Genomic DNA, 15,105 nt, shown 5'->3' on the forward strand with positions numbered 1-15,105 from the left:
TACTTATAGAATGTACAATTTTACCATTATTTATCATAACCAAGCATGAATAAATTCTATAAGTTTATCCATTGGACCTTTTTTAACTGGAACGGAAGGAATTGATTTCAAAAAAGCCATTCCATATTTTGTCGTTACAATCCTTCTATCAAATACAACTAAAATTCCCCGATCGTTCTTGGTCCGGATCAATCGTCCAAAGCCCTGCTTAAATTTTAAAATAGCTTCCGGAAGTGAATATTCGGAAAAAGCATTACCGCCTTGGTCTTTGATCACTTGGCATTTTGCTTCCGTCAGCGGTTCGTCAGGCGGGCTAAAAGGAAGTCTCACAATCACAAGACAGGTTAAATCCTCCCCAGGAATGTCTACCCCTTCCCAAAAACTGCTGGTTCCTAATAATATAGCTTTGTCATATCGCTGGAAATTCCGTGTTAATCTCGTACGGCTGCCGCTCGTTATGCCTTGGGCAATCATAACGTAATCATTGAGAAAACCACTTTCTTTAATTAATTCATAAGTTTTCTTTAACATGTCATACGCAGTGAATAGAAGCATCATTCTTCCATTTGTCGCTTCAGCAAGAGTAATAATATGCTCAGTTATAGCGATTACATATTCATCTAAAGTAACCGCATTGATTTCTGGCAAGTCCTCAGGAATCAAAAGATTGACTTGATGCTTATATTCAAAAGGCGAAGGAATCGTAATTTGTTTCGTCGAGACTGGATCTAGTCCGATTTCTTTAATTATATAGTTAAACGAGTTATTTACCGTTAAGGTGGCAGAGGTGATGATTACCCCTTTTTTAACTTGAAATAATTGCTCTTTAAGAGCATTCGCCACGAATGCAGGCTGCGCCAAAAAGGTTGTTATGTTTTGTGGAGAGCGGATATCCATCTCAATCCATTTAACGTCGTGAGAATCCTTTATAAAGCACTTTATGACCGTTTCCCTTAGCATAACCAAATCATTTGAAAACAGTAAGATTTCTTCCATTTTACTCTTCTGTAAATTTGATAATAAACTTGTCTGTTTTTCTAACAAATGAAGCCGTTCCATAATAGAACCTTGCAGGTCTTTAAGTAAAAAGGAAAACCTTTCAGCACTATGAATGATTCCCTTTGTTTCTTTTCCTTCATCAGATTTAGAAAAACGGACTTTGGCACGATAAAAACCTTTTTTGTTAGACAGCTTCTTTTTCGTATAAAGACCGATTAACTTAAAGAATTCATCCATTTCATAGGTAAGGTCCACCATTAGCTGATTCAGCTCATGCAGGGAAGCAAGGTTCTCATTTGTAACACGAATTGATGATAACAGACCTTCTAGCTCATAAAAAAGCTGTTTCTGTTCATAAAGTCCAAATTGGCCCAATAACAGTCTTGTTGATAAATAATCTAGGGTTGCCCCGAAAAACTGAGATGCGACTTTTTCAAGATGATGTCCCTCATCAATAATCAAATAGTCATATTCGGGTAAGATGGAGCCATCTCCCTTTATGTCACTTAATAATAAAGAATGATTAGTTATGATGAAATCAGCTGAAGAGGCCGCTCTTTTTGCTTTTTGATAATAGTCTTTCTCTTGCCATTCGCGGTTTTGGGAAAATACTGTAGGTTCATTCTTTATTTTATTCCAGTAAATGAGCCCGCCGCTCGAAATATTAAGCTCGTCTTTATCTCCGGTTTCTGTTTCCGTCAGCCAAACAAGTATTTGCATTTTGGTTAACGTGGTATCGTAATTATCGTTTTCATCCAAAAGAGTTTGAGAGAATTTTTCCAAACTAATATAATGGTTTCTCCCTTTAAGCAAAACCGAATCAATCTTAAAAGGGAGTATTTTTTCTAAAATCGGAATTTCTTTTTTTAAAATCTGCTCTTGCAGCTGAATGGTATGTGTACTAATTACAATTGGGAGATTTTTCCGTTTGGCAAAATAAGCACTTGGCAAGAGATAACCTAGTGATTTGCCTACACCAGTTCCAGCTTCAATTAAAGTATGGTGCATATTGAATAAAGTCTCATGAACCTGATCCATCATCGTAAATTGGCCAGATCTATGCTCAAAATTATCAAAACCATGTTTAATCAGTTCCATTTTCTCTTCAACATTAAAAGGAAACTTGAAGTCGATTCCACTTACGTTTTCTTCTGGATCATTCTTTAAATCCTTTTTTAAGGCAAGATTCTTAAATATCTCAATAGCTTCTGGAAGCTCCTTTGGCTCTATCTTTTTATATTCCAAAAGGTCATCAAGAAGCAGCTGCAGATCACTTTTCAACCCGCCAGAAAGCTGCGTAAGCTGGTCCATTGTGATTAAAGGCAACTGCGATAACTTTCTTAAAAAAATTAGAAAGAGTTCTGCAGTGACCTGGGCATCGCTGTCGGCTTGATGCGGACGGTCATGATTAAGATTTTCTCTTTCTGCTAAATCGGTAAGCTTATAGCCATCTGCGGTTGGATATAAAATCCTGGCCATTTCGACCGTATCCAGAACTGGGCCATAAAACCCTTCGAAGCCTGCCTGAATTAATTCCTCTTGCAGAAAGGAAAGGTCAAACAAAACATTGTGCGCAACAAAATAGGCCCCTTCTAAAAGTTCCGATACTTGCCCGGCAATTTCAGAAAATAAAGGAGCATCCTTAACCATATCGTCATTAATTCCAGTTAGCTCTTCGATAAAAACTGGAATGGATTTTTGCGGATTGACAAGTGATGAGTATGTATTTTTGATTATTCCGTTTTCGATGACTACAGCTGCGAATTGGATGATTTTATCGCCTTTTTTGGGAATGTTCCCTGTAGTTTCTAAATCGATAACAACAAATTTATTTGACATCTGATAAACACCCCGAACTTCTGTTCATTAAACGGTATCACAAAAAGACAAAAAAGTAAAAAAGAAAAATCCCCGAAAAAATCGGGGATTACTACATAACTGTAAGTGCTGGTTCTGCGTGAAGCAGTTCTTTAATGCGGTTATTCTCATCCATTATCGCCACTTTTGGTTTGTGCGCCGATACTTTCTCCTCAGCCACAAAGGCATAAGATATAATAATGACGATATCACCAGGCTGTACAAGGCGGGCAGCTGCACCGTTTAAACAAACCACACCACTGCCTCTTTCTCCCGGAATAATATAGGTTTCTAAACGGGCACCATTGTTATTGTTAACAATTTGCACCTTTTCATTGGCAATCATGCCAACAGCATCAAGAATATCTTCGTCTATTGTTATACTGCCAACATAGTTTAAATTAGCCTCTGTAACTGTTGCGCGGTGGATTTTTCCGTTCATCATGGTGCGAAACATTGATTTATTTTCCTCCCCCTGGTTATTACTCTATATCAATAATCAAATTATCTATCAATCGAACCTTCGTAAATTTTACTGCAAGAGCAATGATAATCCTACCGTTTAATTCTTCCAGTGGCTGTAACTCTGGATAAGAGAAGATATCGACATAATCGATCTCCCCTTTTGATTCACTTGTTATCATTTCTTTTATTAAGCTGACTAAAGTGACAGGGTTACGTTCACCGTGAAAAATGGCTTCCTTTGCAGCCTGCAGGCTTTCATATAAGACGGTTGCCTGTAGTCTATCTTCAGGGAGTAGATTAACATTGCGGGAACTTTTCGCAAGACCGTCTTGTTCACGGACAATATCAACTGGAACCAATTCAATTGGAAAATTAAAATCAGAGATTAATCCATCAATGACAGCCACCTGCTGAGCATCTTTTATGCCAAAATACGCCCGTGTCGGCATCATGATATTAAATAGTTTCGTAATGACCGTGGCTACTCCGTCAAAATGACCGGGACGCGACTTTCCACATAATACATCCGTACGTTCCTGAACGACCACTTTAACTGAAGGTGAACCTGGATACATTTCCTCTACAGAAGGAAAAAAGACATAATCTACTTTCTCGCCATCAGCTAATTCACAGTCTCGCTCAAAATCACGCGGATAGGTAGAGAAATCCTCTTTTGGGCCAAACTGCAAGGGATTGACAAAAATACTTAATACAACGATATCATTTTCTTGACGTGCATTTTTTAACAAGGTTAAATGTCCTTCATGCAGAAATCCCATTGTTGGAACAAAGCCAATTGAATGTCCTTTTTCCTTCTGTTGCCGGATTTCTGATTGCATTTCCTGGATGGTTGTTACGACCTTCATTCTATACCTCCGTATAAAGCCTTTAGCTCCGTTTCCTTCATGGTAAAAGAGTGTTTATCTTCGGGAAATTGTTTATTTTTCACTTCGGAAACGTATGCCTGAATGGATTCAAGAATAAAAGGATTGACTGAATGGTATTGTTTCACAAATTTTGGAACACGTTCAACACCATATCCTAAAATATCATGATAGACAAGAACTTGGCCATCAACATCAATACCTGCTCCTATGCCGATTACAGGAATGGATAACGACCTTGTTACTTCTTCTGCCAGCTGCTTAGGAACACATTCAAGAACTACAGCAAAAGCGCCTGCTTCTTCGCATTTGATGGCATCATCCAGTAATTTTTTAGCTGCCTCGGCATCTTTACCTTGAACTTTATACCCGCCTAAAACACCGACCGATTGCGGGGTTAGTCCCAAGTGAGCACAGACAGGTATCCCTGCATTAGTTAGTGCGGAGATTTTCTCCAGAACATCGTCAGCCCCTTCGAGTTTAACAGCATTGGCTCCCGTTTCCTGAATGAGCCGTCCGGCATTTATTAATGTATCTCGAACCGATAAATGGTAAGTTAAAAAAGGCATATCCGCCACAATAAACGTATCTTTTGCTCCACGTTTAACAGCCTTTGTGTGATGAATCATGTCTTCGAGTGTAACTGGGACAGTGGAATCATAACCCAACACCACCATTCCAAGTGAATCACCAACTAAAATTAGGTCAACACCACCCTGTTCTGCTTGTTTGGCAGATGGGTAATCATAAGCCGTTAACATTACAATCTTTTCGTGATTTTCCTTCATTTTTAAGAAATCCGTTGTTTGCTTCATCCATATTCCCTCCTTTTAATTGGGAGAGGTGATAAAACGCAGTTGAAGAGCAAATAAAAAGATCCTTCTGAAGGCAGAGGATCTCCGTTACTCTTATTACTGTTCCATCCCTCTGTCCCGGTCCGTATTACGGATCTAGGCAGATACCTTTTTTAATTTTTAGTATGACATTAAAGGTGCAGTTCCTTAGGATACTGCCCAATGAAATTATAACAAATTTCTTAAAAAGTGTACAAGCATCTTTATATAGATTGCTGTGTTAAACTTAATTGTTGATTTGCGCTCCAATCAACATGGTTTTAAAATGAAAATTTCCTTGACCACAAACATACTACCGATTAAAGCTCTATGTCGGCTGAGTATATATGATGTATCGTACCTATGTTATCTTCAAGCATTAATACTCCCTCATCAGTAATTCCTAAAGCCTTTCCTTCTATTACATTTGTCAAGGTCCTAGCCCTAAGTACTTTCTCAATGCTTATCGAATAGCTTTCCCACAATAGCTTGATTGGAAGGAACCCTTGTTCTAAATAAAGTAAATATAATGTCTCGAATTGTTTAAAGATGCTTCTGATTAAACCGGCTCTAGAGATTGGTTCGCCTTTTTCAATATAAAGAGAACTGGCTATTTCATGCAGTTCAGCTGGGAAATCTTCTTTCTTTTGGTTTACATTAATACCGATACCTACGATGATCGAATGAACCCTGTCGGCTTCGGCCTGTAATTCAGTTAAGATACCAGTTACTTTTTTCCCTTTGATTAAAATATCGTTCGGCCACTTTATTTCAGGGGTGAGTCCGGTAAATTCTTCAATTGCCTGAACAACTGCAACCGCCGTTAAAAGGGTTAACTGCGGTGCTTTTGTTAAAGGGATATTCGGACGAAGAATGAGGCTCATCCAAATACCGGTATATTTTGGTGAATGCCATTTACGGTTCATTCTTCCCTTTCCAGACCTTTGCTCTTCAGCAATAATAACAGTACCCTCAGGTACTTCCTCAGAGGCAAATCGGTGGGCAATCTTTTGTGTCGATTCAACACTTTCCTCATAATGAATGTTCCGTCCAATAAAATCCGTTGTTAAACCAAGTCTAATTTCATCAGCCGTTATTTTTTCCGGTGTTTTTACAATCCGATAGCCTTTCTTTCTCACAGCTTCTAATTCGAAGCCCTCTTTCCTTAATTCCTCAATATGCTTCCAGACTGCCGTCCTGGAACAGCCAATTAAATCGGCTAGATGCTGCCCTGATAAGTAATCTTCCCCAGCATTTGTAAAAGCATCAAGCAGTTCCTTTCTTAATTCCGACTGCACTCTACTAGCCACTCCTTAATATCTTGATAATTATTCGCTACTTTTCCTATTAAAATTGCATGTTCAATTTCCAAAAGGGTTTCCTTCAACCAAGGCCCTCCACTTTTATTGAACCACTGCATTAGGTCATTACCTGTTACATTCATTTCTGACCGCTTTTTTATCGGCAGCTCTTGATAAACCTTCTTCCAATAATGAATAGATTCCATTTCTTCTATTCCTTTTAAAACTAGATAAAGCTTCTCTACTGATTGAATGGTATCCGGCCCAGCAGTATACAAATCATAAACCGTCCATTCCTGTTCAAGTCTTTTAGCTAGGAATGCTAAGGTTATTTGAATATCCCTTACCTCTTTAACCGGCAGTCGCCAGCCTCTTAAAAAAGAATCTGCGTTTTTATTTTTGAATTCCAAACAGAAAAGAAGTAACGACCACATTTCTTTTATATTCAGCTTTTCACAATGATAGGTTAATAATAGCTCTAAAAACTTCTTTTGATTTTTAAGGCCCGGCAAATAAGAATATAAATCAGTATCAATCAGGATGCTGATTGCTTTTTTTCGATTTTGGCCGGCTAGAAGTTTTTCAAATTCTGTTCTTTTTCGTTCCACAGCAATGTTGTCTAGTAAGGGAATTAATTTTATTAACGCCGTAACGGTTTGACTTTCCATCGCAAAAGAGAGCTGGCTGACAAAGCGGACAGCTCTCATCATCCTTAATGCGTCTTCCTGGAACCGCTCCATAGCTGAACCGACGGTTTGAATGACCTTTTCGTCTATCGCCTGACGGCCATTAAAAGGGTCAATTAAATTACCCTGCCTGTCCATCGCTATAGCATTCATCGTAAAATCTCTTCTCTGCAGATCTTCTTTAAGGCTTCGAATAAACGCAACCTCTTTTGGCCTTCGAAAATCCAAATATTCAGCTTCTGTTCTGAAGGTGGTAATTTCATACGATTCATTATTATATAAAACAAGGACAGTTCCATGCTCAATTCCAACATCCACAGTTCTTGAGAAGACTCTTTTCACTTCTTCCGGTGTTCCGGATGTGGCGATATCGACATCACTTATTTGTTTATTTAGAAGAAAATCTCTAACTGATCCCCCAACAAAATAAGCTTCATAGCCCGCCTCTTCTAGTTTCATTAGTACTGGAACGGCAGATAAAAATGGTTCAATCATTTCTTTCACCTTAATTCAGCAGCTTAAAGTATATTTGTTCATACTGTTCTACAATGTTGTCCGCTTTAAATTTAGTTGTTGCAGTTTCAACTGACCGTTTAGATAATTGTTGATGGAGTTTGCTATCCATTAATAAAGCAATCGCTTTTGCAGCAATATCTTCAATGTCTCCTACTTCACAAATATACCCAGTTTCACCATGATTAATAACTTCCGGTAATCCGCCCACATTTGTTCCAATACAAGGCACACCACATGCCATCGCCTCTAAAGCAACAAGGCCAAAGCTTTCCTTTTCGGATAAAAGAAGCATTAAATCACTAATCGAGTACAATTCCTCAAGATTCTCTTGCTTACCAAGGTAAATAACTTTGTCCTCTATTCCTAACTTCCTGACTAGTTTGCAAACGATTGTCATTTCCGGACCATCTCCGACCAGCAATAATTTTGCAGGCATTGACGCTGAAATTTTCGCGAAAGTCTTAATGACATCCTGCACCCTTTTAACAGCACGGAAATTCGAAACATGAATAATGACCTTTTCTTCTTGCTTAATCTCAAATTCACACTTTAAAAAGTCAGCATTGCTTTTTTGATAGATTCGCTCGTCAATAAAATTATAAACCGTTTCAATTTGTTTATCTGGATTAATAAGTTCAAATGTTTGATTTACAAGGGCTTTTGAAACAGCTGTGACCGAATCTGATTTTTCAATACCAAATTTAATTGCATCGGCAAGTGAAGGGTCATATCCTAAAACCGTAATATCCGTTCCATGTAAAGTTGTCACAATTTTAAGATCTCTTCCGGCCATTTGCTTGGCTAAAATCGCGCAAACAGCGTGAGGAATGGCGTAATGAACATGTAAGATATCCAATTTTTCACGATTTGCTACTTCAGCCATCTTGCTTGCAAGTGCAATATCATATGGCGGGTATTGGAAAACGGAATATTGGTTCACTTCTACTTGATGATAGTATATATTGTGGTACATTTTATTTAATCGAAAGGGAATACTCGATGAGATAAAATGAATTTCATGCCCTTTTTCCGCAAGCATTTTCCCAAGTTCCGTTGCAACAACACCTGATCCGCCAACAGTTGGATAGCAGGTTATCCCAATTTTTAGTTTCTTCATCGCTTATTCTCCTATCAAATCACGATTCATAAGGATAGGAACTTTCGTTTTAAAGCCTTCGGCATAAGTTACACCCACCAGCTTGCCAAACATTCTTTCTCTAGCCTCTACTGTTTCAATATAACCGTTCACTAAAGGTGTATCGACGCTATCATCCGTTTTTTCAAATTGACTTTTATAGGCTCGTAAAGCAGAAAGCTTTTTATCTATAAAGGCTGAAATATCAATCGTAAATTCCGGATTATGGAAACCGTTAATCATATAAAAATAAACCCTTTCCACTCGGTGGGGCATATTTTCTCCATCTGTCTGAAATTTTTTAATCCCCGCTGAAAAAACTGCTTCTTCGACAAGGCGGGCGCAATTCCCGTGATCGGGGTGCCGGTCTTCAAAATAAGGCGCAAAGACAAGTTGAGGCTTGTATGCTCTGATTAATGCTGCAATTTCACGTATGTATTGTTCCTTCTGGAATAAACCGCGATCCGGAAATCCCAATGAAGTTCGGACCTCTACGTTTAGTATTTCTGCAGCTTGTGCTGCTTCCTCTTTTCTTAGGGTTACGTTCCCGTTGGAAGAAAGATCTGCATCTGTTAAATCACATATACCAATTCTTTTACCTTCAGATGCTAGTTTAGCAATCGTACCCCCCATGCCGATTTCAACATCATCAGCATGGGCTCCAAATGCCAAAACATGAAGCTTCTTATTTTCCATTGCTTCCACCATTTTCTTTGACGATATTTCTCCAATCCATTAAACCTTCCTCTAACCCTCTAATTAATAGCTCAGCCGTCCCCATATTGGTAGCAAGAGGTATAGAATATACATCACATAAACGAACAAGTGCGGTAACATCTGGTTCATGAGGTTGTGATGTCAGCGGATCCCGGAAAAAGAACACAGCGTCCATTTGATTTTTTGCAATCATCGCCCCAATTTCCTGATCGCCTCCCAGTGGTCCTGATTGGAACCTGGTAATTGGCAGTCCTGTAGCTTCACTGATTCTAGAACCGGTCGTTCCGGTCGCAAACAATGTGTGTTTGGCAAAAATAGTCTGATAGGCAGTGGCAAATTGTACCAGGTCATTCTTTTTTTTATCATGAGCAATTAAAGCAATATTCATAATTTACCTCCTAATCTAAAATATTTTCTAGTCCATAAACAAAATGATTTTGCTTCATGACTGTTTCGACCGCCACCTTTACTCCTGACATAAAGGAAGCTCTGTTATATGAATCATGACGAATTGTCAAGGTTTGTCCATCTGCTCCAAATAAAACCTGCTGATGGGCAATTAACCCTGGCAATCGGACGGAATGGATATGCATACCGTCATAGTCAGCACCTCTTGCACCATTAATGGTTTCTTTTTCATTTGGATGACCTTGCTGTTTCTTTTCTCTAACAGAAGATATCATTTCCGCTGTTTTAACTGCCGTACCAGACGGAGCATCAAGTTTCTTATCATGATGCAATTCAATAATTTCAATGTCATTAAAATATTTTGCAGCCATTTGTGAAAATTTCATCATCAGAATAGCGCCAATCGCAAAGTTTGGAGCAATAATACAACCCAATTCTTTTTCCTTACAAATGCGTTCCAGCTCTTCTAAATCATTTTTTGTAAAACCTGTTGTCCCAACCACTGGACGAACATTATATGATAGAGCTGTTGTAGTGTGGTACATACCTACTTCCGGTGTTGTTAAATCTATTAACACGTCTGCATCTACATTTTTCAAACAATTTTCAATGTCCCGATAAACAGGCACACTATGTATCGAATGAAACCCATCAAGATCACTTAGCATGATCCCATCGTATTTATGGTCAACAACAGCAACTAATGTAAAGTGTTCTGTTGTGGATACTAGATTGACTGCCTCACTGCCCATACGGCCGCGCGGACCGGCAATAACAATTCGGACGTTATTCATCAGACTCATTCCCCATTTCCTCATCTATTCTTGTCCATCTGTTTTTATCCCTCGTATTAAATTTATTCATAACATAATCGTGGGCCGTTTCTAGATCAATATTTAAAGAATTCGCAAGACAAATAATAACAAACAACAGATCGCCAAGCTCTTCCTCAATTGCTTTTTCTGCTTCTGTTGTTTTCTTTGGTTTCTCACCGAAAGTATGGTTTATTTCCCTAGCTAACTCGCCAAGTTCCTCCGTTAGTCTTGCAAGCATGGCGAGAGGACTGAAATAACCTTCTTTAAATTGTCCAATGTATGTATCGACCTCTTGTTGAAGGTCTTTCATCGATTTCCCTTTGTCCATTTTCTTCACCTCATTGCTATCATATTTTTCATGTTAGCTAAAAAAAGACTGTTTTACAAATGTTTTCGATTAAAGCGCTCACTTTACTGTTTAGATTGCTCCAGTATATTTTATTCGCTATAATAAAAACCGCGATGATAGAGAAAATTATGGAAGAGGAGGAATGTTTATGGTATTAGGCCTTAAAATTAAAAATATATTGTTTATTCTTTTAGGTGCAGCCATTTTTTCATTTGGACTTGTAAATTTTAATATGCAAAATAAGCTGGCAGAAGGCGGATTCACAGGGATAACCCTGCTTCTTTATTTCCTGTGGAAATTAGACCCGTCAATAACAAACCTGCTGTTAAATATTCCTTTATTTATTATTGGATGGAAGCTGCTGGGTCGAAATGTTTTTTTATATACGATCATAGGAACAGTTGGGGTTTCCATATTTCTTTGGATTTTCCAACACTATCCTCTAGAAATGCCATTGAAAAGTGATTTAACCTTGGCAGCTTTATTTGCAGGAGTTTTTGCAGGTATTGGATTGGGAATTATCTTTCGCTTTGGAGGTACGACCGGCGGCGTGGATATTATTGCAAGGCTTGTTCAAAAATATGCCGGCTGGAATATGGGGAAGACGATGTTTATGTTCGATGCCTGTGTCATTGGCTTATCCCTGCTTACATATTTAAACTACAAGCAGGCCATGTATACACTTGTAGCCGTTTTTGTTGGGGCAAGAGTAATTGACTTTATCGTAGAAGGCGCCTATTCCGCAAGGGGAGCGATGATAATTTCGGAAAAAAATGAGGATATCGCAAAAAAAATAATGGATGAAATGGAGCGTGGGGTCACTGCTCTAAGAGGCTATGGATCGTATACAAAAAGTGAGCGTGACGTATTATATTGTGTGGTAGCGAAAAGTGAACTGATCCGTTTAAAAAATTTGGTTACTACAGTAGATCCCCATGCCTTTGTATCCATTTCCATTGTTCATGATGTCCTAGGTGAAGGGTTTACACTAGACGAAAATAAAAAACCAATTCAAACATAAAAGCAATGTCCCTGCCTAGGACATTGCTTCTTTTAATCGTCGTTTCTATTTATACCGGTAAAAATAAAAACCAATCTTAGTAATTCCAAAACAGCTACGGCCGCGGCTGCTACATATGTCAATGCTGCTGCATTTAAAACCTTTCTAGCTTCTCTCTCTTCTCCATGACCAATTAGCCTGAGCGCAGCAATTTGGTCCAGCGCGCGATTAGAAGCATTGAATTCAACAGGCAATGTGATAAGTTGAAAAAGGACGGCTGCTCCCATGAAAATAATCCCCAATAGCAGCATACCGCTAAAATGAAAGAGTATCCCAATCATAATGAGTATCCATGAAGCATTTGAACCAAGATTGGCCACAGGAACCAATGCATGGCGAAAACGCAGGAACGCATATCCTTTTGCATCCTGTATCGCATGACCGCATTCATGGGCAGCCACTGCAGCCGCAGCAATCGAATGACCATGATAGTTATCAGGAGAAAGCCGGACTGTTTTCGTCCTGGGGTCATAGTGGTCACTTAAAAACCCTCTCCCTTCTTCAACAGCAACATTATAAAGCCCATTGGCATTCAAAATTTCCCTTGCAACCTCGGCTCCTCGACGATAGGAAGAGGACGCCACTCGAGAATATTTAGCAAAGGTACTTTTAACCCTCATCTGGGCCCATAATGGGATTAGTGCAATGATAATAAAATATAATAGAAATGACATTATAGAACCTCCAAATCAGCTCTTGGTGCCTGTCTCGTAATCAAAGCTGCCGATTAGACGCATCAATCCTTTAAATCTCTAGAACGGTCTTTTTTCAGCCCTTTTTCACCTTGATACTTTCTCCAGCCAACATACGATAAAGTCATGATAATAATACTTCCGGTTGAGATGATCACCCACCATAATGAAGGATCTGCCTCATCCTCTTCTAAATTGGCAAAAAGGTTCTTTAAATCCGTATCGAGGGCATCCAGTTCCTGCCTGCTTTTTTGATCCTTTACAACCTGCGACCTGTATTCATCAATAAAATTTATTCGGGCATCTAATCTTTGAATATTTTCTACTGGTACATCAATTTTCATACTTGGATAGATAACATTATACAAGGATAAAAACGAATTAAAGCTTGAATGGAAATGAGCAGAATCACCATTTAGGGCCGCATCCTTTGCTTGATGAAAAGCGGTCATAATTTGGTCTTCCATTTCTGTCCATAATGGCTGATGACTAGTGGCAATCGCATCAATGACAAGACGGAATTTCGTAAGTTTATTTATTCTTTCTTCATATTTCATATTTGGGCTTACAGCAGCTTCCATTGCCTCGTCATGGGAGGTGTGAACAATTCTAACCTCATCCATGGTTAAGGGCTGCTCATTACCAGTAATACTAGTGAACTGATCTGAAAAATAATCAAGCAATTTCTTAGCATCTTCGTATCTATGAAACTTCACCATTTGGAGAGCTTCATCGGAAATATCATCAAGCTTCTCCATTGGCGATTGCTGTTTTGCTTGAACTGATATGGGAGTGAGCATCATGATAATTGCTAAAATGATGAACCATTTTGCTTTCAATTCTTGTCCCCCCTTTCGTTACTAATTAAAATGTATGAAGGGTTGGACAAGGTTAGACCTGTGATACCAAACTATTTTATATCAAGTTGAAAACGATTTGCCCGGATGCCTAAATAATAGGCAATACCAATTGACAACATCGACAGCCAAAAAGTAAAATAGCCTATTTGCGGGGTATATTGATCAAGCATATGGTAGCTTGGCAGCATGAAGAAGACATAGTCAATAACGTCATTATGTAAGGTCCAAATTGCAGTTACAATCAGGTGCCACCATTTTATCCGATAAAACGGAGCATATAATAGTCCCTGTACCGCCATTGCAAAATGGGAAAAAATCAACATATAGCCAACAAAATCCAGCTCTCCTTGCACAAAATACACTAGGATGTTCATGACAACAGCCCAGATTCCATATTTAAAAAGCGTTACAATAGCAAGCGATTCTACTAAAGGCCAATTCTTCCTCATTAAAAAAGCAATAAGGACAAAAACAAAAAATAAGCTTGCAGTTGGGCTGTCCGGTACAAATAGGAGGAATTTCGCCGGTGTTTCTTTAAGCTGCCATCCATACCAATAATATCCATAAATCGTTCCTGCAATATTAATGACTAGTAAAAGTAATAATACATTTCGATTTGCTAAAAGAGGATAAATCCAGCGCACAATGATTCCCCATTTCACTAATTAAGAAAAAAGCTGACGAAAATCGTCAGCTTTTCAATCATAAAATTATTTTTTACCAAGGCCTGAGATAAATTCAGAAAGTGTCTTTAACTCTTCGTCAGTACCTTTGAAAATTCCTGGTGGCATTTTGCCGCCTTTACCTTCTTTGGCAATCTTTGCTACTTCAGCAGCAGATAAGCCAGTACCGATTAGAGTTGGAGCACCAGCTCCACCTTGGAAACTATCGCCGTGACATGTAATACAGGTATTAGCACTAGCGATTTTGTAACCAGCGCTAGACTTATCAATGTCCACTTTTTCAACAATTTTACCTTGACGCTCTGCAGCAGCCCAGTCATGTGTCGCAACAGATTCCCAAGTTAAATAGACAGTAGCAGCTAACGCCAAAAGCATAGCACCAGTTGCGATCGGACGCTTCATTGGACGGCGTTCCGGTCCACGATCAAGGAACGGAGCCAATAGTAATCCTCCAAAAGCAAGTCCAGGGATAATCATTGCCCCAATTACCGTGTATGGTCCGGAAGCAAATGTATATTTTAGCAATTGATACAAAAATAAGAAATACCAGTCTGGTAATGGAATATAACCTGTATCGGTTGGATCCGCAATCCTTTCAAGCGGGGCCGGATGAGCAACGGTTAAACATAGATAACCAACTAAAAATACTGCTCCTACCATCCATTCTTTCAAAAGGAAGTTAGGCCAGAATGCTTCTGTTTTACCAGGATATTCTGAGTAATCTTTTGGAAGTTTCGGTTTTCGGGCTTCAGGTGCTAACACACGTGAGTCACCAACGAACTTCATACCTTTACCGCGATGCATTGAGCAATCCCCTCCTTTTTCCGTAATAATAAGATAAAATT

16 protein-coding genes are annotated in these 15,105 nt (G+C 38.8%); 1 reads left to right on the forward strand and 15 read right to left on the reverse strand.

Going from position 1 to position 15,105, the window contains the following annotated elements:
- Nucleotides 1–33: 33 nt before the first annotated feature.
- The 11 genes from dinG to LC455_RS20340 form a co-directional block, all read right to left on the reverse strand.
- On the reverse strand, nucleotides 34–2,838 hold the full coding sequence (gene dinG, locus LC455_RS20290) for an ATP-dependent DNA helicase DinG (RefSeq protein WP_223593440.1): 2,805 nt from the start codon (nucleotides 2,836–2,838) through the stop codon (nucleotides 34–36).
- A gap of 91 nt (nucleotides 2,839–2,929) precedes the next feature.
- Entirely contained in the window at nucleotides 2,930–3,313 is a 384-nt protein-coding gene (gene panD, locus LC455_RS20295) for an aspartate 1-decarboxylase (RefSeq protein ID WP_223593442.1), read from the reverse strand.
- Between the two features lie 25 nt (nucleotides 3,314–3,338).
- Nucleotides 3,339–4,187 (reverse strand): pantoate--beta-alanine ligase, encoded by an 849-nt coding sequence (gene panC, locus LC455_RS20300; RefSeq protein WP_223593444.1) that lies wholly within the window; start codon nucleotides 4,185–4,187, stop codon nucleotides 3,339–3,341.
- Nucleotides 4,184–5,020 carry a 3-methyl-2-oxobutanoate hydroxymethyltransferase gene (gene panB, locus LC455_RS20305; protein ID WP_223593446.1) on the reverse strand — a complete coding sequence of 279 codons (837 nt, stop codon included), beginning with the start codon at nucleotides 5,018–5,020 and terminating at the stop codon, nucleotides 4,184–4,186. The genes panC and panB overlap by 4 nt, the downstream gene beginning before the upstream one ends.
- A gap of 338 nt (nucleotides 5,021–5,358) precedes the next feature.
- Nucleotides 5,359–6,336 (reverse strand): biotin--[acetyl-CoA-carboxylase] ligase, encoded by a 978-nt coding sequence (locus LC455_RS20310; RefSeq protein ID WP_223593448.1) that lies wholly within the window; start codon nucleotides 6,334–6,336, stop codon nucleotides 5,359–5,361.
- Nucleotides 6,321–7,520: a CCA tRNA nucleotidyltransferase gene (locus LC455_RS20315; RefSeq protein WP_223593450.1), complete on the reverse strand. Its 1,200-nt coding sequence runs from the start codon at nucleotides 7,518–7,520 to the stop codon at nucleotides 6,321–6,323. The genes LC455_RS20310 and LC455_RS20315 overlap by 16 nt, the downstream gene beginning before the upstream one ends.
- A gap of 10 nt (nucleotides 7,521–7,530) precedes the next feature.
- Nucleotides 7,531–8,658 (reverse strand): N-acetyl-alpha-D-glucosaminyl L-malate synthase BshA, encoded by a 1,128-nt coding sequence (bshA, locus tag LC455_RS20320; protein ID WP_223593452.1) that lies wholly within the window; start codon nucleotides 8,656–8,658, stop codon nucleotides 7,531–7,533.
- Nucleotides 8,659–8,661: 3 nt separating this feature from the next.
- Entirely contained in the window at nucleotides 8,662–9,372 is a 711-nt protein-coding gene (gene bshB1, locus LC455_RS20325; protein ID WP_223593454.1) for a bacillithiol biosynthesis deacetylase BshB1, read from the reverse strand.
- A complete protein-coding gene (gene mgsA / locus LC455_RS20330; protein ID WP_223593456.1) occupies nucleotides 9,362–9,781 on the reverse strand; it encodes a methylglyoxal synthase in 420 nt (139 codons plus the stop codon). The genes bshB1 and mgsA overlap by 11 nt, the downstream gene beginning before the upstream one ends.
- 10 nt (nucleotides 9,782–9,791) lie before the next feature.
- Nucleotides 9,792–10,595 carry a 4-hydroxy-tetrahydrodipicolinate reductase gene (dapB, locus tag LC455_RS20335; RefSeq protein WP_223593458.1) on the reverse strand — a complete coding sequence of 268 codons (804 nt, stop codon included), beginning with the start codon at nucleotides 10,593–10,595 and terminating at the stop codon, nucleotides 9,792–9,794.
- Nucleotides 10,588–10,944 (reverse strand): nucleotide pyrophosphohydrolase, encoded by a 357-nt coding sequence (locus LC455_RS20340; protein ID WP_223593459.1) that lies wholly within the window; start codon nucleotides 10,942–10,944, stop codon nucleotides 10,588–10,590. The genes dapB and LC455_RS20340 overlap by 8 nt, the downstream gene beginning before the upstream one ends.
- A 169-nt stretch (nucleotides 10,945–11,113) precedes the next feature.
- Between LC455_RS20340 and LC455_RS20345 the strand changes: the two genes are divergently transcribed.
- Nucleotides 11,114–11,986 (forward strand): YitT family protein, encoded by an 873-nt coding sequence (locus LC455_RS20345; RefSeq protein WP_223593461.1) that lies wholly within the window; start codon nucleotides 11,114–11,116, stop codon nucleotides 11,984–11,986.
- A gap of 32 nt (nucleotides 11,987–12,018) precedes the next feature.
- On the opposite strand, the gene LC455_RS20350 is transcribed toward LC455_RS20345, so the two are convergent.
- The 4 genes from LC455_RS20350 to LC455_RS20365 all read right to left on the reverse strand — a co-directional run bounded on the left by LC455_RS20350 (nucleotide 12,019) and on the right by LC455_RS20365 (nucleotide 15,064).
- A complete protein-coding gene (locus tag LC455_RS20350) occupies nucleotides 12,019–12,699 on the reverse strand; it encodes a zinc metallopeptidase (protein ID WP_223593463.1) in 681 nt (226 codons plus the stop codon).
- A gap of 62 nt (nucleotides 12,700–12,761) precedes the next feature.
- A complete protein-coding gene (ypjB, locus tag LC455_RS20355; RefSeq protein ID WP_223593465.1) occupies nucleotides 12,762–13,556 on the reverse strand; it encodes a sporulation protein YpjB in 795 nt (264 codons plus the stop codon).
- Between the two features lie 71 nt (nucleotides 13,557–13,627).
- Entirely contained in the window at nucleotides 13,628–14,221 is a 594-nt protein-coding gene (locus LC455_RS20360; RefSeq protein ID WP_223593467.1) for a DUF1405 domain-containing protein, read from the reverse strand.
- 66 nt (nucleotides 14,222–14,287) lie between these two features.
- Nucleotides 14,288–15,064, reverse strand: coding sequence for a menaquinol-cytochrome c reductase cytochrome b/c subunit (locus LC455_RS20365; RefSeq protein WP_223593469.1), 777 nt, complete (start codon nucleotides 15,062–15,064; stop codon nucleotides 14,288–14,290).
- Nucleotides 15,065–15,105 lie beyond the last annotated feature (41 nt).

The sequence above is a fragment of the Neobacillus bataviensis genome (genome assembly GCF_019969725.1).

What these genes read in the sequence shown, in the direction of transcription:
- LC455_RS20340 (WP_223593459.1), bottom strand. Translation starts at nt 10,944, where the DNA reads ATGGACAAAGGGAAATCGATGAAAGACCTTCAACAAGAGGTCGATACA.
- mgsA (WP_223593456.1), bottom strand. Translation starts at nt 9,781, where the DNA reads ATGAATATTGCTTTAATTGCTCATGATAAAAAAAAGAATGACCTGGTA.
- LC455_RS20345 (WP_223593461.1), top strand. Translation starts at nt 11,114, where the DNA reads ATGGTATTAGGCCTTAAAATTAAAAATATATTGTTTATTCTTTTAGGT.
- panD (WP_223593442.1), bottom strand. Translation starts at nt 3,313, where the DNA reads ATGTTTCGCACCATGATGAACGGAAAAATCCACCGCGCAACAGTTACA.
- LC455_RS20315 (WP_223593450.1), bottom strand. Translation starts at nt 7,520, where the DNA reads ATGATTGAACCATTTTTATCTGCCGTTCCAGTACTAATGAAACTAGAA.
- bshA (WP_223593452.1), bottom strand. Translation starts at nt 8,658, where the DNA reads ATGAAGAAACTAAAAATTGGGATAACCTGCTATCCAACTGTTGGCGGA.
- dinG (WP_223593440.1), bottom strand. Translation starts at nt 2,838, where the DNA reads ATGTCAAATAAATTTGTTGTTATCGATTTAGAAACTACAGGGAACATT.
- panC (WP_223593444.1), bottom strand. Translation starts at nt 4,187, where the DNA reads ATGAAGGTCGTAACAACCATCCAGGAAATGCAATCAGAAATCCGGCAA.
- panB (WP_223593446.1), bottom strand. Translation starts at nt 5,020, where the DNA reads ATGAAGCAAACAACGGATTTCTTAAAAATGAAGGAAAATCACGAAAAG.
- bshB1 (WP_223593454.1), bottom strand. Translation starts at nt 9,372, where the DNA reads ATGGAAAATAAGAAGCTTCATGTTTTGGCATTTGGAGCCCATGCTGAT.
- LC455_RS20365 (WP_223593469.1), bottom strand. Translation starts at nt 15,064, where the DNA reads ATGCATCGCGGTAAAGGTATGAAGTTCGTTGGTGACTCACGTGTGTTA.
- LC455_RS20350 (WP_223593463.1), bottom strand. Translation starts at nt 12,699, where the DNA reads ATGTCATTTCTATTATATTTTATTATCATTGCACTAATCCCATTATGG.
- dapB (WP_223593458.1), bottom strand. Translation starts at nt 10,595, where the DNA reads ATGAATAACGTCCGAATTGTTATTGCCGGTCCGCGCGGCCGTATGGGC.